Below are 18,663 nucleotides of genomic sequence, written 5' to 3'. Positions count from 1 at the left end.
TTGGAATTGGAGGTGAATAACAGATGAGACATGGGGAATTTTATAAGAATAATGAAACTGGCAAAGTTGGGAAGATTGTAGAAACAAATCCACTGGCAATTTTCTTAAAAATAGCTGGTAATTTTGTCGAATTTGAGAGGGATATATTTTTGGATTATTGGTCCAGAGTCAAGGGAGAATCGGAATACGAAATGGAACTTATTCTATTATATGATGAAATATGCCAGATCGCAAACAAGCAGAATGTGGACACTAAAAAATTAATCGCCGATTTAAATCGCCTGTCTACAAAACAAAATCCTGCTTAACTTTTTTGAATCGATTTTTAATCAGTTCTTTTAATTGAAATTGGTCGATTGAATGTCCATATTCAATATTGACAATTGTCCAGTGTATAGCGCAGGGGTCTATGTTTAACCCCTTTTACCTTTGTAGGTCCTTCATTTTTCATACCGATTTTTTTAGCAACTTTCCTGGAAGCAATGTTATCCTCATGCGAAAAAGCGATGAACTGCTTGCAATCCAGTTTGCGGCAAGCGTGATGCAAGAATATTTGGATAGCCTCGGTTGCAAATCCCCGGTTCCAGTGCTTTGGTAAAATGGACCAGTAAACCTGCTAAGCTCCCTTATCCGGGTCAGGAAGCATTCCAACAGAACCGACAAATTCATCACTGCTCTTTTTTGCAACAGTATAGGCATAGACCTGATCTGGTTCATCGTAGTTTTTCATTGTTTTACGGAAAAACCTGCGAGTATCTTTATAGGATGCAGGTTTTTGGCTGAAGAAAAAATATTTTGTAGCTTTATCATTTGAAATAAACCTGTGAAAACCAGTAAAATCTTTCTCCTCCAGCGGCCTTATGATAAGCCTTTTGGATTCTATGATTTCATGTATTCTTGCTGGCATGGATATACACATGGTTCAAAGACTTATGTATATTACCGTTGCTGATATCAAAGAAAATTATATTGCAATGTTTGGGATTTGGCGAAAAACTAATGAAATAGATTATTGATTATATTACATGAGCTTTGATAACCCTGGCTTTTTTGAAAAGTTGCGAATGGAAGTGCTCTGGAACCGTCTGGGAAGTTTCCGCTATAAGCAATATATTCAGGGTCTACAGTTGAAAGGTGATGAAAATATTCTGGATTTTGGATGCGGAGGAGGCGCTGTTTCAAAGCATATAGCAAACGCCCTTTCAGACAGCGGCAATCTGGTTTGCATTGACACCTCTGCTTTCTGGCTGGAGAAAGCAAAAAAACGGATGAAGGACTTTTCCAACGTTGAGTTTATCTGTGAAAAGATCGAAGATGCAGATCTGCCTGATAATTATTTTGATTCCGTTTTCATTCATTTTGTCCTCCATGATATTGAGGAAAAGGACAGACAGGAAATATTAAACTCCCTTGCAGGCAAACTTAAGGGAACCGGTCTTGTCTACATCAGGGAGCCAACCAAGCATGATCATGGTATGTCCCCTGTAGAAATTGTAGAACACATGAAAAAAGCAGGTCTTTCAGAACTTTCCGGCAGGCATGGGGAGTATTTCAGATGGCCACATTATACCGGTGTTTTCCGTAAGTAAGAAGTAAATTTATGCCTGTGATATGAAAATACACAGGCAGGAATGTTGGTAATCAGTCGAGCAATTCTTTTCCGGCAGTTTTTGCCTCATCCATTAATTCAGTGTTATCTTTGACTGCTCCGGGCTCATAGTATCCGGTACCAAGCAATGTATTCTTGATTTCCATTCCGAAAAACTGGTTCATCAGCCCTCCCAATTCTTCAAATACCGGTTTGTACTGATTCTTTTCGGGGAACCCCTGGGAACCCACCAATACAAGTTTTTTACCGGCATTGATACGCGGAGAGAAATCCGGATTAATCAGGGAATATAACCTGTCTATGAATGAGCGTGCCTGTCCGGTAAATTGGCCGAAATAAATGGGTGAGCCAAAAACAATACCATCAGCATCAATGATTGCATCCAGAGCTTTTTCCATATCATCATCGAGTTTGCATCTTTCATGGACTTTACAGTAGCCGCATGCCTGACATCCCGTAAAATCCATCGCATTGATGTTGAATTTCCTGACATCTGCACCGTTCTCAGAGGCACCGTCAAGAACTTGCTGTACAAGTACATCTGTATTCCCATCTTTACGTGGGCTTCCTACAAAACCTACAACTTTCATTGTTCCACATCCATCTGGCTTTAATAATTATTTTCAATTTCTTTTAGAAACATAATATGATGTGTAAGTATGTGTTTATATACTTAAGTTTTATCACATACTTCTGTTTAACATGTAACTATAAGTTTTTCACCTCCAGAAAATGCTGGATTATCTTTTTAAGTAACAGTACCCATCTTATTATATCAAAAACTATCGAATATCAGGGAGTGTCAATATGGGAGTAGAAGATGTAATGAAAGAGGTCTCTGAGGAACTTGAGAGACTGGTCAGCACTAAAACCGTTGTAGGGGAAGCTATGGAAGCAGGTGGAAAAACTATCATACCCATCAGCAAAGTATCCTTTGGTTTTGGTAGCGGTGGCGGTGAAGGTAAGAAAAGTGCAACCGAATCGAGCTTTGGTGGCGGCGGCGGTGCAGGTGCAAAAATAGATCCTGTTGCATTTCTTGTTATATCTGAAGAAGACGTAAAGTTGTTGCGTGTATCCGGCAAAGGCGATATTGATAAGGTCATTGAAGCAGTTCCGGAACTAATCGGGAAATTCAAAGGAATGAAAGGGAATAAGCATGCCTCTGACAGACCTGAAGAAGTAAAAGACGAGTCAGATAATGAGGAAAAAGACTAACCTGTTTCCGTTAGGAGACGGGCAATTTAAGTATCCGGGTCTATGTGGCCTATGATTATTTTTTCTGTAATTTTGCTGCTTTTGGTAGTGGCAATTTTATTCCTTTTTGTCGCATTTGATGTAACATTCAGGTTTACATTAGAAAGAAACAGTTACAAAACAAACCTGAAAATAACCTGGTTGGGAATCTCCAGAAATATCAAACCTTCCAGCAATAAAAAAAATGAAGAACAAGAGGATGAAATTAAAACAGATCGTTCGGTAAAATACAATCCAACGATTGTAAATGATCTGTCATCGTATTCTTCTATTTTCTTTGAGATAAAAAATCCCCTCTTCAGGTTTGTATCAGATATCTTAAAAGCTATCCATTTTCGTTCTCTTTCTCTTGATATGAGATATGGTTTTGATGATCCCGCATATACAGGCATTCTGTGTGGATTTTTACATGCGGCTCTTGGAATAGTTAAGCGCAGTTGCCCTCAATGTAATTATCAGATTGTTCCCTGTTTTAATAATGAAATTTTAGAAATAGATGCCTCTGGAAGTTTTCGTATCAGGCTGTACAGATTTATGCCGGGATTACTACGGTTTTTTTCCAGAAAGGTTGTGATCAAAAACCTGTGGATATCTTTGAAGAATAAATATTGACCCATTAAATGCCAAAATTTAAGCAGCATATTTATAATTCTACAGGACACATTATTTTGTAATGGACATTAAGGGGGATTATGTGAAAAAGACAATGATTGTACTTGAAATCCTGTTGAGCCGATTTTTGGTAATAGGTTGTACAGATTACGGCAATGGTGACGAAACTGTCAGGAAGGCACATCATCAGTAACTGGGGCTGATGTATATTAACTGATATTTTTTCTTATTTTTGTACAAATAATTACTTATTTATTAATATACGAAAACATAATTTTATAACAGAATATATTCGGAGGTAGCTTATGATAAATTTACAGGAACTTGCAGATTCATGTATCGAATGTAACAAATGTCTTGATGTATGTCCTGTTACAAAAGTTACGGGTAATGATTCTTTTACGCCCCGGGCTAAAATATCCCTGCTTGACCGTATTGAAGCAGGAAAAGAACTTACAGAAGACGAAATGAACAATGTGTATCTTTCGACACGCTGTGGTGCCTGCGATGATGTCTGTCCTGTGGACATTCCAATCACGGATATTATACAGAGGGAAAGACAACTGCTCGCAGAGCAGGGCAGGGAACCGGAGAAAACCGGAAAGATCTGTCAGAACATTCTTGTAAATAATGTGCCGGGACATATGGACGATGCTCATCGTTTTGACTGGGTAACCAATGATCTGGTAATCGCTGAAAAATCAGAAATTGCTTACATGGGTGGCTGCTGGGCATCCTTTGCTCAGCCGGAGATTGCACGCTCAACGATCCGATTACTGAATGCTGCAGATATCAAACCCATGTTACTTAAAGAGGAAAAATGCTGTGGCCTTTTCCTGATTGATAACGGTCATCTGGATGAAGCTGCAGAACATGCACGTAAATATGTGGATTACATCGAATCACAGGGAATAAAAAAACTGGTAGTCTCATGTCCGGGATGTTACGAGGTCATCGGGAAAGAGTATGCAAAATTAGGCAAAAAACCGGAATTCAAAGTGGTATTTTCTCTTGACCTCTTCAGTGAGCTTGTCAGGGAAGGCAGACTGCAGCCACGTAAGACCACAGGTACGGTTTCTCTGAGGGATGCATGTCCCATGAGGAAAGAAAAGAATGTTCCCAGACAATTGATCTCAGCTATGGGATATTCCATAAAAGAACTGTTTGAAGGTACGGTTTGTTGTGGTGCACCGGCAGGTGTCAAACCCAATTTCCCGGAAATTTCCGGTAAGATAGCAAATCTAACCCTTGAAAACCTTCAGGAAGGCAAGACACTTGTAAGCTACTGTCCCTTTTGCCAGTATCATCTGGAAAGTGTTTCAGGAGAACCAAAACCAGCGATAAAAGACATCTCTACGTTACTTGCAGAACAAACACTTTAAAATCATTCAATCTGAAAAATTTTCAGCATATTGGTCCCTCCCGGCTTACCGGGAGACTGGCCTTCTGTGAATACTATAAGATCACCAACCGATGCTATCTGATTTTCTTTCAGCAATGTAGAGGCAGTTTGTTCCCAGCTGCCACCTTTATTCGGGGAATATATAGGATAAACCCCATATGAAAGGGCAAGGGTTTCACATATTTCCTGGCTTCTGCTCATAGCGAATATCCAGCAATCGGGTTTAAATCGGGAAATCCTGCGCGGAGTCTGGCCGGAAATGGTGGGTGTTACAGTGTGGTCTACTTTCAAACGTTTGATGGCCTGGTAAACCTGCAGGGCAATAACATCACTAACTGACATGGTAAGTTCATCAATGCCTTTTGTAAGCAATTCAGTTCCCCAGCCAGTTTCATTCCTCCATTTTTCGGTCCTTGAAGCGATTCCAGTCATCATCAACACGGTTTCAATCGGGTATTTTCCGACTGCCGTTTCCCCGGATAACATCAGGGCATCGGTTCCGTCAAGTATTGCATTGGACACATCAGTGGCCTCTGCACGTGTCGGACGAATATTTTCTGTCATTGACTCAAGCATATGTGTTGCAGTAATGACAGGTTTGCCCCGCAGGTTTGCCTTATGTATAATCTCTTTTTGCAAAACCGGCACTTGCTGGATCGGAGTTTCCACTCCCAGATCCCCTCTTGCAAGCATTATGGCATCGGTATGCTCAAGAATATCATTTATGTTTTTTACCGCTTCTTCCCTTTCTATTTTTGCCACGACATAAATGGACTCACCATGCTGCTGGGCAAATTGTCGCAACTTTTCAATATCAGATGCACTTTCTACAAATGAGAGGCTGAATATGTTTACTCCTTCCTCCAGGGCAAACTTCATGAATCTCAGGTCATCATCCGTAACAGCATCCAGAAAGATCCGGGAGCCTGGCAAATTCACTCCTTTGTGGGATGTGAGATAACCCCCGATTTCAACCTTGCATTCTACCCCTTTATCGGTATTACCCAGACATCTAAGCTGGATAAAACCATCATTGAGAAATACATTGCTACCCGGGCTTACACTCTCATAAAGCCTTTTGTAATTTACCGGTATGATGTTTTTCCCACCATCTATATCCAGAGGGGTAAGATAAACAGTATCTCCCTTTTCAAGAGTTAAAGGTTCATTTTCCAGGTCTCCAACCCTTATTCTGGGGCCCGGCAGGTCTGCAAGGATTGCCACAGTTACTCCCAACTCAGTTGATAAACTACGTATCCTTTGGATAACTTCCCTGTGTTTTTCCAGATCACCATGAGAAAAATTAATCCTGGCTACATTCATCCCCTTAAGTATCAATTGCCTGAGTACGGGTTCGGGACTGGAAGCCGGGCCAATCGTGCATACAATTTTGGTACGGTGATCTGGTAGTTTCATATTTATACTCATGTGTTTGTAGGAAGGGGAACCATTACTTTTCTTCCTTTTTGGATGTAGTTCCCTTGCACCATTCTTTCATCTCGCGGTCAGTTTCTGTTGCTTCCTGTTCATCACCGCTTACAAGTTCACACCAGTCATCGATTTCCTCATCAGCAGTTTCCCCCGGCTCTTCTTCTTTTTTCTTAATCTGTTTTGGTTCATTTGATGGTGTAGGCATATAATCACTCATTTTGTGTCCTGTCCTTTTGTACAAGTATAGCATCCTCTATATTAAGGCGTGCAGTATACTCATCAATATTTATGACAGTGCTCTTTTTTATTTCTATCCTTCTGGAATATAAGGGACAGTCAAGAACAAAACTTTCAAATTCTCCTCCTTCTCCGGCGACATTCAGCCCTATTTTATCATTTAGTTTTACCAGTTCATCGATCTCATTTTTGGTAATTTCTTTACCCAGCCACTTGTTGTTTAAACCATAAGCTGCTATGCTACTGAATAGAAAATGAAATTTTTCTTCCAGCAATTTGTGCATTTCTTCTTCCTGGTCCATATGCCATAGAGGTGAATACACATACATTCCGAGTTCTGAACAGATACCTTCTATTCGCTCTTTCTGGTAAGTTGAATACAGGGCACCGGTTACAACTCCTTCGGTCCCATATTCTTTTTTTGCCTTCTCGATTGCTTTTTTCAAATCATCAAGCTCAACTTCCTTTTCCCCTGCTGTCTCCTGTTCAAGAAGGGGAATCCCCATGGCTTCGGATTGCAGGGATGCCATATTGATATTGGGTGTATGGAACATATAGGAATCCGGATTTTTGCTTTTTACTGTTATCAGGCATTCGATCGGATATCCTGCCTCTTTCATTTTGTACATTGCAAAGTGACTATCTTTTCCCGAACTGAACAGTACTCCAAGTTTGGGTTTGTAATTTTTTTCCATGTTCTTCAGATAATCCGTTTTATTTTTATAACCAGTTCGTTTTGCAAGTTTTTCGATAGCCCTGTCAAACTTGCTCCCATACTGGGCAGCCTTTTTATTCCTGAGTGCAAATTCTGCAGGAATTCCAGCCCTTTCAGCCACCTGGCGCAGTATCATCTTATTGCCTTTTTCATTAAGCTTAAGGGCAGCAGGGATTCCCAGAGCGTATTCTGCAACGTGCCTGTTCAGAAAAGGGGAGCGTAAGTCCAGCTCCAGTTCGGATGCAATCAAACCGTCCCGATAAGTATCTTTTAGATGGATGTTGAGTGTATCCTTCAGACATTCACTGTTCAGGTCAGTTGCTTTTTTGTGCCTGTTATAGCCACCGAACATTTCATCTGCCCCACTACCTGTAAAAAGAACGTTGATCCCATCCTCTTTTGCTGCCCGACCTGCTATATAAGTTGGCAGGGCAACCCCCGCCATGGGTACACTTGTAGTTTCTATCAGGGGAACGATTTTTTTCAGGATTTCTTCTGTTTCCTCGAGAGATACTTCAATAATTTTCAGAGGCAACTCCAGCTCGTTTGCTATTTTTCGTGCATGCTGTACATCGGGTGCTTGTATCTCATTCTCAAGTCCTGCTACATAGCAACAGATATCTTGCTTGCTATATTTTTTGCACAGCATGCTTACAAGTGTGGAATCCACACCTCCGGAAAACAAAATTCCTATCCTGGAAGGAGGAAGACACCTGCTTACAGATTCTCCAAGCAGCCGATATAATTCTTCTATGATTTCATCAGGTTGCTTTGTTGCAGGTTCAACTGATGGTTTCAGTTCATAGGTACTGTATGTATGTAATGTTCCCTCTTCGGTATCATAACTAGGGGTACTTCGCGGGTCAACTTTTTCAATATTATAGTAACCAGTCATTTCAAGATATTTTTTTTCAGATGCAACTGCAAAGCCATTTTCTGTAGAATACCATAGAGATTTCACTCCTAGCACATCAGTTGCACAGGTAATCCACTTATTGCTTCTTGTTATGAAAGCAAAACCACCAATTAAGTCTCTCTTTAAATCTTCGATATACAGTCCCGGATCTTGCAGTTTCCCATTATCATCTTTCAGGAGAGTGTCCAGTTTCTCTGCAAGGACATGAGATTTACTTTCACATAAACCATTATCTACAATAGTTATAGCTGATTTTTTATTTCCATTTGTATTGGATTTTCCTTGTATTTTCATTACTAAATGATTTGCAGTGGGCATTATAATTTCAGTTTGTCCTTTCCCGATTTTATTAATGATGTTACTTTTTGTTGCAATACCCATATGGGGGTTGAATATTGAAATTAGCTTTTGCATCATGTGAAGTAATACCTGTCCACTTATTATTTCTTGTCCATGTAATTGGTAAACGTTGTCTTTGTTTATCTGAATAAGCAGAAGACTCCTCCCCTAAGGGAGGAGATGAATGCGTCTTTTTGTTGTTTTGGTACAAAGTATAAATAGTGTCAAAGGCATACGTGAATATAAGTTCAAAGAATGAAGCAGGAAGCACCATGCGTAAGCGTGGTGTAGTTCACATACTTCTTCTAACAAATGAAATCTACAGAGATAATAATAGCAATCAGATATGTTTACAGAGCTTTGGTACTATAATGTGATACCTGTGAGGGAGTGTTTAAAAATGAAATATATTATTTTTACCGATCTTGATGGTACGTTGATCGATCATGATACCTATTCATATGAAGCTGCCCTTGATGCAATAAAATTGCTTGATCAAAAGGACATTCCCCTGATTATCTGTACCAGTAAGACCCGCGCTGAAATAGAGGTTTATGTTAAGGAACTAAATATTCATCATCCTTTTATTTCTGAAAATGGGGGGGCTATTTTCATCCCCCGTGGCTATTTCAATGTAGACTTTGAGTATACAAGCGAAAATGAGGATTATGAAATAATTGAACTTGGAACCCGCTATGAAGAGCTTCGCAGGGTACTTTCGATTATTCGAGATCGTACCTCTCTCCCAATTACTGGTTTTGGTGACCTTAACGCTGAAGAGGTAAGTGAGGATACGGGTCTTGGCATTGAATCTGCAACACTTGCCAAAGAAAGGGAATATGATGAAGCCTTTAAAATGGAAGATGATTCAGGAACAGAACTGCTCAAAGAGCACATTCTTGCGCAGGGGTTGAATTTCACCAGAGGCGGAAGATACTGGCATTTGATGGGAGATAATGATAAAGGAATGGCAGTTTCGATATTGACTGAATTATACAGGAAAATTCATCCCTCTGTGGTAAGTGTGGGGTTGGGAGATAGTCAGAATGACCTGCCCATGTTACAGACGGTGGATGTGGCTTTCCTTGTCCAGAAACCAGATGGTAAACATGATCCTTCCATAGAGGATGATGATATAAACAGGGTTGAAGGCATAGGGCCTGAGGGATGGAACCGTGCAATTATTAAATTAATCGGATCTAATGAGAACAGAGATATAGTTTGATCTTAGAACAGGGGGAATTATTGTGATACGACTTGAAAATATGCTTCCCAAGGCTTTTCTTGTGGGCATTATAGAAATGGTGGATATGGTAGGGCCGGAAAAGACTTACCACTGGATTGAATCCATTGGTTATAGGCTTGCTGAGATTGAAGGTCCAGGATTTGAGGGTGCAAGGGACGACAACATAAACTATTTGCCTGTATGCCCATTTGGCAATGACCTTGTAGAATTTATAGAAATATATGGGGAAAGGCCAGAAGAATACCAGCAACTAATCGATTTTGTCAGGAATCAGAAACACCAATCTGAAGAAGGCTGGAACTATCCTGCACTTTCCAGTGCCGTGGGTATATTGCATAATAGCTATAGTAAAAGACGTGCTGAGCTGGCAGGTGCCAAACTCCTTCATCTGGGTAGCAAATCACCTGTAAGTAATACAAAAGAATATAATGAGCAGGCTATTGCTAGGTCCGGCATCTCTAAGGATGAAGTTTCCGGCTATCTTGATAAATCGTTTTCCGTATTTAAAATCGAATATCCTGAAGAGGAGTGATCCTATTGAATTATCTGGAAGCCCACAGGCTTTATGAAAACAGTGTCAAGATTCTCAGTGAAAATCAGCATGAAAAGGGTGGATTTTATGCAAGTCCTCCCGGTACAAGATATCCTTTCATCTATCCCAGGGATCATTCGATGGATATCCTTGGTGCAATAGATGCTGACCTTATGGATCAGGCCCGCAGAGGGCTCGAATTTATATTGAATGCGCAAAAGCCTCTGGGTGAGTTTTCCCAGCGGTATGATATAGACGGCAATGATGCAAGTTACAAGGATTTGCAGATAGACGGAAACGGTCTTATCCTTTATGCGCTGGGGAAGTATTTCGAGGCCACGGGTGGCTCATTTTTTGATAAGATGGCTGATAAGAAGTTCATCGAAGAATACTGGCCCATTGTCGAAAAAGCAGTCGGTTTTATCCTGATGAATAAAAATGAAGAAGTTGATCTTATTCATACAGTTAACAGTATTCATGAATATCCGGCTTATGAGCATGGTTTTGAGATTTATGCCAACTGTGCATGCTGTGCGGGTGTACTGGAGGCTGTGAAGATGGGCGAGGCCCTGGGCAAGGACGTCTCAAAGTGGAAGGAAGAAGGAGGAAAGGTCAGGAATGCCATCATGACACGACTCTACAGTCCCCGAAGGCGTTCCTTTATAAAATGTATCCGTGTGAAGGATAAGAGCAGTAATCCAATAGGTTATGATGCATTTGCCTCCAGTGTTATTGATGTGGATGCTGTGGAATATGCACCTGCTTATTTCGGCCTTCTCCCGGATTCGGATGTCAAGATAAAGTCCACTGTAAAACGAATCCATGATAATTTATGGGATAAGGAAATTGGCGGCCTGAACCGTTACCCTGAACACTGGGATCGGAATAATGGTGGCTATGGCCCCTGGTGTCATTTTACCTGTGAGCTTGCAAACCATTTCATAAATATTGATCAAAAAGAAATGGCAGAAATGTACCTGGGATGGGTGGTTGATATGGCTCATGAGTACCAGTTGCCTGAACATATATCAACTATAGAACGGTTTGAGTTGTGGCTGGAGGATTATACCAATGCCAAAATTCTCAGGGACAGCAAGATGAAAATGATAGAACATGTCCGTGCTCACCCCAAGTGGAAGGATGGACTTGCATATGTCACGACTCCTCTGATCTGGCCCCATGCCGAATATATCCGGGCCTATAAAAATTACATGAATAAGTACGACTGATTATTTCTGGCAAATTGCTGCGAAGCCGTCATTTTAGGCCCGCAGCAATTGCACGCACAGGAAGCACTTCCCAATTATACGATTTTATTTTTCCGGGAAGAATTCAATAGCCTGGGCAAGTTCCCTGTGATTTTTGGCATAATCCCTGATATCGATTCCCTGCAGGTAGGCATCACATGCCTGTACCAGTGCTTTGGCTCCTGATCGTGTTCCTTCCGGATGTGCATGTACTCCTGATCCCATGGTCGTGATGAAATCAACGTTACCCATTACATCGATGAAAGGCTTCAGCCTGACGGGGTTCAATCCTCCGGAAACAATTGGACAACATTTTTTCATGCCTCTCCAGCTGTCTTTTTCCAGGATGACATGATGGGCTATGTCTTCATTCACAAGCTATATAGCATCCTTATCCGTTTCCATGATCTTGGCCCAGCTCTGTTCGAAGAAATGGCCATGTGAACTCAGGTACTGAATACCGTGGGCTGCAACTACATCTTCCTCTGGAGTTCCTTTCATTTTTCCGACTCCTGCAGTACCCGTGTGGATGCCGGAGGCGCCTGCCAGACGTGCGAATTTAGACAGTACCAGCACGGAAAAACCTATGGGATTCTCTGGGCGTGTGAAGGCACCATGGGCAGCCCTGTGGAAATGCAGGAAAACATCGGGATACCGCCTTCTGATTGTCTGGATAGCCATCCATCCGGCGGTAATACCATCGATGAGGAAAGCATAACTTCCAGGCTCAAACCCTGCATTCCTGATCATTTCGCAGCGCTCGATCATGGTGTCAAAGTCCGGTGCCGAGACGTTGAATGAATGGACTTTTTTCTTCCCCGTTTCCTTTACTGCCTTGTCCATGGCTTCTTTAACATGTTTTACCATCTTGTCGTAGGGACAGAAGTCCTGATTGGCCTGTGGTTCGTCATTCTTGACAAAATCCCCACCGCCTGCCCAGAAGTCATAGCAGACTTCAGCATATTCGGCAGAGGTCAACCCCATCTTGGGTTTTACGATGGTACCGAGAATTGGCCTGTCGTAAACTCCGAGATAACTGCGCATGTCATCGACTGTGAAACCGGGGCCGTCATATTGTTCAAGCATTGAGGGAGGAAACCAGACATCCAGCAGTTTGAGGGCAGATATTTCTTTCATTCCCAGGACGTTTCCCACGATATAGGTCAGGATGTTCTGTACATTGCCTCCCCTGTCAAATAGTCTCCAGGGATAGGCTATCCACACAAGTTCTCTTTCCAGATCCATCTGATAGACCAGGGCATTCATGACCTTTGAGAACTTCGTCTCGGTATTTACCCTGAAATTCGTACCAGTTGATGATTCCGCTGCGATTTCAGCAGCTGCCTGTAGCATATTCATCTCCCCTCCGGGAACAAGCCTGAAAACAGTAAGCAGGTATTCACCGTTGGTCGGGTCGGGCAATTCGAGGTTCACATAACCTTGCTGTTTGGGATTCAATGACTGGACTAACTCTTCAATAGTTGAGCTCATGGTAAGAATAACAGTTTGTAATGTATTTTAGTTTTTGGAAGGAAACAAAATGCAGAATTTATTAACCCCAAAAACGTTTCGTTTTCGCATAGTTGCGTTCGGCTTCCATGATGTCTTTGTAGAAACCTTCCTCATCCACCTGCATCTTCTGGATAATACGGGTGGCGGTTTCAGGACCTACTCCACGGCTTGCCAGGGCCACAACCGCAGTCCTTCCCTGTGTCATTACGATGTTGGCATTACGAAATACTTTCTGGATGCGTTTTTGGTCCTCTTTTGAATCTATTCGATCTTTTTTCTTAACCAGTTTGATTTCCTCTTCCTCCCAGGGTTTCAGGGCAGCCACCATTTTAGATTCACATATAGGACACACAATGTTCTCAGGCACATTTTTCACTTTGCGACGGGATATCCATTTAGTACAGTGTACACAGAACAGGATTACCCTGTCATTTTCAATACGGTTTTTCAGTGCTGTTATGATCGAACCTTCAGCTCTTTCCGGTGCTATCAGGTCTTTTTTCGCATCGAATCCCGCTCCTCCCAGAGGAGATGGAGGGCCTGTTGCGATGTTGATTTCTCCCTGCTGCACCTTTTCCAGTATTTCCTTTGTGCGACTTACATCCAGCATATTGTGGAAAATTTCTCGTAATACCTCATCGTACATAGCCGAGTTTTCGTAAATGTCGATAAGTTTTTTCATGCTGATCTTGTCGTAGTCCACGTCTTTACTGATGGCACCGAATTTACGGGCTACCTGTACCATCTTCCATTTCAAAAGGGAGGTATTTTTCAGTGTCATCTCCAGAATGGGTTCCACATGTTCGGGAAGTGTATCGACTATCATGGAGCGTACCTGTTCGGCACGAAAACTTACCGGCAGGGCTAGTTTAATGCGATAGGGGTCTGTTTCCTGTCCCACACTGCTACCAAAACGGGCCGCAAGCAGGGCTGTCAGTACCTTGCCCAGGGTTTCGTTGGTATTGTGCCCGAAACATGCATTGATAACCATTCCATCCTCTTGCTTCTCGATAATGACCTGTCGGTCATGTGGCATCGGGCATTCCTGATCCACATGTTTTTTGATTAGCCGGAAAACCCCATCTGCTGAATATTTGTCCACAGGATAGCGTTCCATCAATGTATTGATGATTTCCTCCTCTTGTGCACCTGTTGCAATAAGGTCTGCAGTTTCCCGGCGTAGTTTCCCGACTTCCTGTGCCACCTCGAAGGGAACGGGTATTTCTTCTCCGACCCAGCTGGGGATCTCCCCCATACTTCGCACCGGTTCAACCTTTATGCGCCCCCGTTCAGGATCGAGTTCCAGTACTCTCCACACCTCTCCCCGGGTTATGAAAATAGCCCCTGGATTGGCAAAGTTTACCACAAAGGCCTCATCCAGTGTCCCGACCGCCTTACCGGTGACGATATCATAAACCTCGAACTTTCTCTCATCCGGGATCATGGAAAGGTTCTGGTAGTAATACTGCCAGCTCCTTTTACGCCGACTGATGATACTGGAACCTTTATCCCGCCACACAAGCCTGTTATATGTTACCTGCTCCACGATCTTTTCCAGCGCCTGCAGGCTTAAATCTTTGAAAGGATAGGTTCGCCTGAGAATGGAAAGTATACGGGAAATCTCTATATCCCCGAAGTCCAGCACGATACCTGAAAGCTGATTGGCGATTACATCCAGGGCACCGCTCTGGGGAGAAATATCCTCCACCCGACCTTCCCTGGCAGCTCCAACGATGGCCATACTTTCGGCGATATCATCAAATTCCAGTGCAATGATCGTTCCTTCCGAAATTTCATGAATGCGATGTCCCGCCCTGCCAACCCTTTGCAGCAGCCGGGCAACCTGTCTGGGAGAGCCATACTGGATTACATGATCCACGCTACCGATATCGATTCCCAATTCCATCGAGGATGTACAGATCAGGCCTCTCAAATCCCCGTTCTTGAAGTTCTCTTCCGCTTCCAGACGGGCTTCATAGGAAAGGGAGCCGTGGTGTACCCCGATGGGCAGGTCCAGCATCCTGAAACCCGATGCGAGCACTTCGGCACTTTGACGTGTGTTGACAAAAATCAGGGTGGATTTTTTCTGCATTACAATATCCTGAATGCAGCGCAGATGTGTGGCCAGTTCCGCAGAACATCCTATGTGGTGTGCGGTTTTGAGATCTTCATCCTCCATGTGAGGGGTTACCATGTTGAACTTGAGCAGGCTGAGCATCTCCACTTTTACTATCTGCATGTCCCTTTCTGCCCCTGCAAGGAAAGCTGCCACAACATCGGGATTGCCGACAGTTGCAGAAAGGCCTATTCTCTGGAATTCACCTGATAATTCTACCAGTCTTTCCAGCCCGATAGCCAGCTGTGCTCCTCTTTTGGATTCGGCAAGTTCATGGATCTCATCCACCACGATAAAACTCACATATTCCAGATTTTTGCGCAACCTTTTACCTGTAAACATTGCCTGCAGGGTTTCAGGAGTGGTAATCAATAAGTCCGGAGGGTTTTTTGATTGTTTCTGGCGCTCATACTGGCTGGTATCCCCATGTCGCACCATCACCTTGATATCGAGTTCCTGGCCCCACCATTGTATGCGGTGCAGCATATCCCGGTTCAGTGCCCTCAGGGGTGTTATGTAGAGAGCAGAAATGCCTTTCCTTTCCTCTGGGTTTTTGGAAAGGATGTGATCAAAAAGAGGCAGGATGGCAGACTCAGTCTTTCCCGAACCGGTGGGTGCAATAAGCAGGACGTTCTTGCCTTCCAGTATGGGTGGAATAGATTCTTGCTGGGGTTGGGTGGGTGTATGGTATTGCTGTTTTGCAAGGGCCTTTCTGATATGAGGATGCAACTGGCTAAAGACGGTATCCATCATCGCCCTCGCCTCCTTTTTCCTTTGCGCTTTTTTGTAATACTGAGTTTTTTTATATCCTTCAATTTGCCCATGTACATTCCATCAAGCAGGTAGATGTCCGCATTTGCTATATCAATGGAACCAGAAGAGAATGCAGGCCCGAGCAGGTCATCAAGAATCGCTTCGTTAAAAGCTACCCCTCCGCAGAGTTCATTGAATGCGGGGATCACTACAACATCGGGTTGTGTGTCACTTTCCGGCATTTCAACACCGATCTTTTCAAAATGGTTTTTTAGTTTTTTATGATTCAATTTAGTTTTAACCCAGACCTGTTCGGATGTGGAATACCCCAGGCTGTCGGTGATTCTCAGTGTAGGATGATTGTGGGCTACAATTAAATGTTGTGCTGTGAGGAGTTTTGGCTCGGGCCATGTATGGCCGTGGAAGTATCCAACCCCCTCTATTATGTCACCTCTGGAGGGGTGGAGGTGAATACGTTTGTTTTTTGGCAGCAGGAATTCAATTCCACCGTCATGATTGCCCGGGAAAATATCGATTTCTGCATGCAGGGCGAGTTTTTCGAGAAACATGGGTATTTCATCCCGCTCCTGCCATGAAATTTGTGGGACATTGTGTTTTATATCACCCAGCAGTACTATCCTGTCGGGTTTGGTCTGTTCGATATAACCCTCTATCTTTTTGAGTCGCCTTTCAAGACCACTGGGAACCAGGAAACCACTGTTGTAGAGGTCCCATTCGATACCTATATGGAGGTCTGAGAATACAAGGATGCGGGATTGGCCCTTTACCAGCAGGGCAGGTTCATCCAATAACGGCTCGATATCGATTGTCATTTATTCTTTTCCCGGACGCTGGTTTTTTTCAAGTTCATCAAGTCTGTCCGATAGGTCCTGCAATTTACTGTCAATACCTTTGAGGTCTTCATGTACTTCTACCAGACGGTTATACATCGGACTGCGTGCATCCTTTACTGCCTGCTGTTGGGAGAATTTTTGTTTGCTGGGAAGGATATAAACATAGGCAAACCACATACCTGTGAATGCCACGAGGAATAGGGCTATTACAAATAATAAATAGTGAGGAAAGAGAGTGCGTATGAAAGAATCCCCTTCGCTGTAATATTGCAACCTTGTGATCATCAGGAAGTTCATCAAGGAGAATAGGAACATTGTTTCTCCTACAAGTACAAGTAATCCGCCTAATTTTGTGGACATGCTTTTTTGTTGTGGTAATATTTTATCGAACATAATCCATTTCTCCCTTAGTAATAATGACACCTGTTATATGATTATTTTTTCAGAAAGTGCAAATCTGGCTATTATCATTTTTCCCGATGGTATATTTGATTGTCGTGCATAATATTGTACCGGATTGATAGACCTTACCATTGATTCACTTATTATCTAAAGGCACCAATCTATGGCTATGAGGAAGAAAATGACCGCTATCAGGTAGTCAAATCCAGAATTGAGGAAGAACTTGGCCCGGCTCCTGAAACATATGCACTGGGCTGCATATGATGTTCTCTGGCTGGCTACATTCGTGGATCTCGATGCAGTGCCTGAGAATGATGAAAGTACTAAACTGGCAATGAATACCCTTTCTGATACTTACTTCGGTGTCACCGGCTGGACAAAGCTGGATGAAAATGGTGACAGGGTACACTGGGATTACGACATCTGGGCAATCAGTGAAAACGATGGAAATTACGAATGGAAACGTGATGCCAGGTATCAGGTAGACCCCGGAGAAGAAGGTAAATTGATGTATGTTGAATAAAAGTGGTGTCTCTCACCACACATTTTCTTTTTTACATTTCTATAAATTGTCTTCTCCTATTTTCTAATTTGTCGAAAACCTTATATTTTATTGTGGTTCACTTAGGTGAATATCTTTCATGGGCCCGTAGTCTAGCCGGTTATGACGTCGCCTTCACACGGCGGAGATCCTGGATTCGAATTCCAGCGGGCCCATTGAATTCTCAATACTCCCTCTCCCCGAATATGGCCGAACCCACACGCACCATTGTAGCCCCTTCCTCGATGGCTACCATGTAGTCATTGGACATTCCCATTGACAATTCCTGAATTTCGATGTTGCCGCGGTTTTCCTGCTTTATTTCATCAAACAGGGCTTTCATCTTTTGGAAATAGGGACGGGTTTGTTCGGCAGGGACAAAAGGAGGGATGCACATCAGGCCTTCCACACGTATATTTTGAAGGGAGCAGATTTCTTTTATCACTTCTTTGATCCGATCCAGCCTGAAACCATGTTTCTGTGGCTCATTGCCTATGTTTACCTGAAGGAAGACCCTTTGTACTTTATCGATATCCCCGGCTCTACTATCAATATTATTTATTACTTTCAGGGAGTCGACTGACTGGATAACATCAAAAAACTCAACAGCCTTTTTGACTTTATTTGTCTGCAGGTGACCTATCAAATGTGTCTCACAGGGCAGGATTTCCTCGCGCTTATCTTCATATTCCTGAACCCGGTTCTCTCCGATTATGGTAGCCCCGGCCCGGATGGCTTCGTTGATCCTTTCGGGTTCTATTGTCTTGGTGACACAGATGAGTGTCCTGTCACCGATTTTTTCGAGAATCCTCTTGATATTTTTATCGACTGGCATTGATGTCCCCGTAATGCTTCATTCAAAATTTGGTATATTTAAATCATTCTGATTGTGAATTTTGTTTTCATTATCCTTATATTTCTCTTCAATTCCATCGAGGATTTGAA

At 42.7% G+C, this 18,663-nt stretch carries 18 protein-coding genes, 1 tRNA gene and 2 pseudogenes; 11 read left to right on the top strand and 10 right to left on the bottom strand.

From position 1 onward, the window contains the following. Window positions 1-23 precede the first annotated feature (23 nt). Entirely contained in the window at window positions 24-308 is a 285-nt protein-coding gene (locus tag CP947_RS01125) for a hypothetical protein (protein WP_096711425.1), read from the top strand. 62 nt (window positions 309-370) lie between these two features. Here CP947_RS01125 and CP947_RS10650 read toward each other — a convergent pair. Further along, window positions 371-907, bottom strand: a pseudogene (locus tag CP947_RS10650) (GNAT family N-acetyltransferase). 118 nt (window positions 908-1,025) lie between these two features. Here CP947_RS10650 and CP947_RS01110 point away from each other — a divergent pair. Continuing rightward, the gene (locus CP947_RS01110) at window positions 1,026-1,589 is read left to right on the top strand and encodes a class I SAM-dependent methyltransferase (RefSeq protein ID WP_096711422.1); all 564 of its coding nucleotides are present in this window, start codon (window positions 1,026-1,028) and stop codon (window positions 1,587-1,589) included. A 52-nt stretch (window positions 1,590-1,641) separates the two neighbouring features. Here CP947_RS01110 and CP947_RS01105 read toward each other — a convergent pair whose 3' ends face one another. Beyond that, window positions 1,642-2,199: a flavodoxin family protein gene (locus CP947_RS01105; RefSeq protein WP_096711421.1), complete on the bottom strand. Its 558-nt coding sequence runs from the start codon at window positions 2,197-2,199 to the stop codon at window positions 1,642-1,644. 217 nt (window positions 2,200-2,416) lie between these two features. Here CP947_RS01105 and CP947_RS01100 point away from each other — a divergent pair, with 217 nt between their 5' ends. From CP947_RS01100 to CP947_RS01090, 4 genes are all read left to right on the top strand, one after another. Beyond that, complete coding sequence (locus tag CP947_RS01100) at window positions 2,417-2,824, top strand: GerW family sporulation protein (RefSeq protein ID WP_096711420.1); 408 nt, start codon at window positions 2,417-2,419, stop codon at window positions 2,822-2,824. Window positions 2,825-2,911: 87 nt separating this feature from the next. Continuing rightward, window positions 2,912-3,475, top strand: coding sequence for a DUF2953 domain-containing protein (locus CP947_RS01095; RefSeq protein WP_207891980.1), 564 nt, complete (start codon window positions 2,912-2,914; stop codon window positions 3,473-3,475). Between the two features lie 61 nt (window positions 3,476-3,536). Continuing rightward, entirely contained in the window at window positions 3,537-3,668 is a 132-nt protein-coding gene (locus tag CP947_RS10880) for a hypothetical protein (protein ID WP_277749676.1), read from the top strand. Between the two features lie 112 nt (window positions 3,669-3,780). Next, complete coding sequence (locus CP947_RS01090; protein WP_096711418.1) at window positions 3,781-4,857, top strand: (Fe-S)-binding protein; 1,077 nt, start codon at window positions 3,781-3,783, stop codon at window positions 4,855-4,857. 2 nt (window positions 4,858-4,859) lie between these two features. Here CP947_RS01090 and pyk read toward each other — a convergent pair whose 3' ends face one another. The 3 genes from pyk to CP947_RS01075 are packed head-to-tail and all read right to left on the bottom strand — an operon-like array spanning window position 4,860 to window position 8,470. Beyond that, window positions 4,860-6,293, bottom strand: coding sequence for a pyruvate kinase (pyk, locus tag CP947_RS01085; RefSeq protein ID WP_096711417.1), 1,434 nt, complete (start codon window positions 6,291-6,293; stop codon window positions 4,860-4,862). A gap of 34 nt (window positions 6,294-6,327) precedes the next feature. Beyond that, the gene (locus CP947_RS01080; protein ID WP_096711416.1) at window positions 6,328-6,525 is read right to left on the bottom strand and encodes a hypothetical protein; all 198 of its coding nucleotides are present in this window, start codon (window positions 6,523-6,525) and stop codon (window positions 6,328-6,330) included. Then, complete coding sequence (locus CP947_RS01075; RefSeq protein ID WP_164908991.1) at window positions 6,518-8,470, bottom strand: diphthine--ammonia ligase; 1,953 nt, start codon at window positions 8,468-8,470, stop codon at window positions 6,518-6,520. The genes CP947_RS01080 and CP947_RS01075 overlap by 8 nt, the downstream gene beginning before the upstream one ends. 445 nt (window positions 8,471-8,915) lie before the next feature. Between CP947_RS01075 and mpgP the strand changes: the two genes are divergently transcribed. Genes mpgP through CP947_RS01060 form a run of 3 tightly spaced genes read left to right on the top strand, consistent with a single transcriptional unit; the run spans window position 8,916 to window position 11,522 of the window. Further along, complete coding sequence (gene mpgP / locus CP947_RS01070; protein WP_096711414.1) at window positions 8,916-9,740, top strand: mannosyl-3-phosphoglycerate phosphatase; 825 nt, start codon at window positions 8,916-8,918, stop codon at window positions 9,738-9,740. A 22-nt stretch (window positions 9,741-9,762) separates the two neighbouring features. Further along, entirely contained in the window at window positions 9,763-10,293 is a 531-nt protein-coding gene (locus tag CP947_RS01065) for a hypothetical protein (protein ID WP_096711413.1), read from the top strand. Window positions 10,294-10,298: 5 nt separating this feature from the next. Continuing rightward, window positions 10,299-11,522, top strand: a complete 1,224-nt coding sequence (locus CP947_RS01060; RefSeq protein WP_096711412.1) for a glycoside hydrolase family 15 protein — start codon at window positions 10,299-10,301, stop codon at window positions 11,520-11,522. Between the two features lie 84 nt (window positions 11,523-11,606). Here CP947_RS01060 and CP947_RS01055 read toward each other — a convergent pair. From CP947_RS01055 to CP947_RS01040, 4 genes and pseudogenes are all read right to left on the bottom strand, one after another. Next, window positions 11,607-13,031: pseudogene (locus CP947_RS01055) on the bottom strand (ribulose-bisphosphate carboxylase). A 61-nt stretch (window positions 13,032-13,092) separates the two neighbouring features. After that, window positions 13,093-15,918: a DEAD/DEAH box helicase gene (locus CP947_RS01050; RefSeq protein WP_096711618.1), complete on the bottom strand. Its 2,826-nt coding sequence runs from the start codon at window positions 15,916-15,918 to the stop codon at window positions 13,093-13,095. After that, complete coding sequence (locus CP947_RS01045; protein WP_096711411.1) at window positions 15,918-16,754, bottom strand: metallophosphoesterase; 837 nt, start codon at window positions 16,752-16,754, stop codon at window positions 15,918-15,920. Before CP947_RS01045 ends, CP947_RS01050 begins: the two co-directional genes overlap by 1 nt. Further along, window positions 16,755-17,168 carry a hypothetical protein gene (locus CP947_RS01040; protein ID WP_096711410.1) on the bottom strand — a complete coding sequence of 138 codons (414 nt, stop codon included), beginning with the start codon at window positions 17,166-17,168 and terminating at the stop codon, window positions 16,755-16,757. A 232-nt stretch (window positions 17,169-17,400) separates the two neighbouring features. On the opposite strand from CP947_RS01040, the gene CP947_RS01035 reads away from it, so the two are divergent. Together CP947_RS01035 and CP947_RS01030 are read left to right on the top strand one after the other, a co-directional pair. Continuing rightward, window positions 17,401-17,700, top strand: coding sequence for a hypothetical protein (locus CP947_RS01035; RefSeq protein WP_096711409.1), 300 nt, complete (start codon window positions 17,401-17,403; stop codon window positions 17,698-17,700). Window positions 17,701-17,820: 120 nt separating this feature from the next. After that, window positions 17,821-17,894, top strand: a tRNA-Val gene (locus CP947_RS01030). 8 nt (window positions 17,895-17,902) lie between these two features. Here the strand turns inward: CP947_RS01030 and CP947_RS01025 are convergent. Continuing rightward, window positions 17,903-18,553 (bottom strand): YggS family pyridoxal phosphate-dependent enzyme, encoded by a 651-nt coding sequence (locus CP947_RS01025; RefSeq protein ID WP_096711408.1) that lies wholly within the window; start codon window positions 18,551-18,553, stop codon window positions 17,903-17,905. Between the last annotated feature and the right edge of the window lie 110 nt (window positions 18,554-18,663).

Origin of the sequence: Methanohalophilus euhalobius, assembly GCF_900215215.1 — an archaeon.
GTDB classification, from domain to species: domain Archaea; phylum Halobacteriota; class Methanosarcinia; order Methanosarcinales; family Methanosarcinaceae; genus Methanohalophilus; species Methanohalophilus euhalobius.
The sequence above is the reverse complement of the archived record's forward strand: the minus strand, read 5'-3'. Positions and strand labels throughout refer to the sequence as shown.

Excerpts from the sequence above, each read along its gene's own strand:
- CP947_RS10880 (WP_277749676.1), top strand. The coding sequence starts at position 3,537 with ATGGACATTAAGGGGGATTATGTGAAAAAGACAATGATTGTACTTGAA.
- CP947_RS01110 (WP_096711422.1), top strand. The coding sequence starts at position 1,026 with ATGAGCTTTGATAACCCTGGCTTTTTTGAAAAGTTGCGAATGGAAGTG.
- CP947_RS01105 (WP_096711421.1), bottom strand. The coding sequence starts at position 2,199 with ATGAAAGTTGTAGGTTTTGTAGGAAGCCCACGTAAAGATGGGAATACA.
- pyk (WP_096711417.1), bottom strand. The coding sequence starts at position 6,293 with ATGAAACTACCAGATCACCGTACCAAAATTGTATGCACGATTGGCCCG.
- CP947_RS01125 (WP_096711425.1), top strand. The coding sequence starts at position 24 with ATGAGACATGGGGAATTTTATAAGAATAATGAAACTGGCAAAGTTGGG.
- CP947_RS01045 (WP_096711411.1), bottom strand. The coding sequence starts at position 16,754 with ATGACAATCGATATCGAGCCGTTATTGGATGAACCTGCCCTGCTGGTA.
- CP947_RS01080 (WP_096711416.1), bottom strand. The coding sequence starts at position 6,525 with ATGAGTGATTATATGCCTACACCATCAAATGAACCAAAACAGATTAAG.
- CP947_RS01090 (WP_096711418.1), top strand. The coding sequence starts at position 3,781 with ATGATAAATTTACAGGAACTTGCAGATTCATGTATCGAATGTAACAAA.
- CP947_RS01025 (WP_096711408.1), bottom strand. The coding sequence starts at position 18,553 with ATGCCAGTCGATAAAAATATCAAGAGGATTCTCGAAAAAATCGGTGAC.
- CP947_RS01075 (WP_164908991.1), bottom strand. The coding sequence starts at position 8,470 with ATGAAAATACAAGGAAAATCCAATACAAATGGAAATAAAAAATCAGCT.
- CP947_RS01050 (WP_096711618.1), bottom strand. The coding sequence starts at position 15,918 with ATGGATACCGTCTTTAGCCAGTTGCATCCTCATATCAGAAAGGCCCTT.
- CP947_RS01040 (WP_096711410.1), bottom strand. The coding sequence starts at position 17,168 with ATGTTCGATAAAATATTACCACAACAAAAAAGCATGTCCACAAAATTA.
- CP947_RS01100 (WP_096711420.1), top strand. The coding sequence starts at position 2,417 with ATGGGAGTAGAAGATGTAATGAAAGAGGTCTCTGAGGAACTTGAGAGA.
- mpgP (WP_096711414.1), top strand. The coding sequence starts at position 8,916 with ATGAAATATATTATTTTTACCGATCTTGATGGTACGTTGATCGATCAT.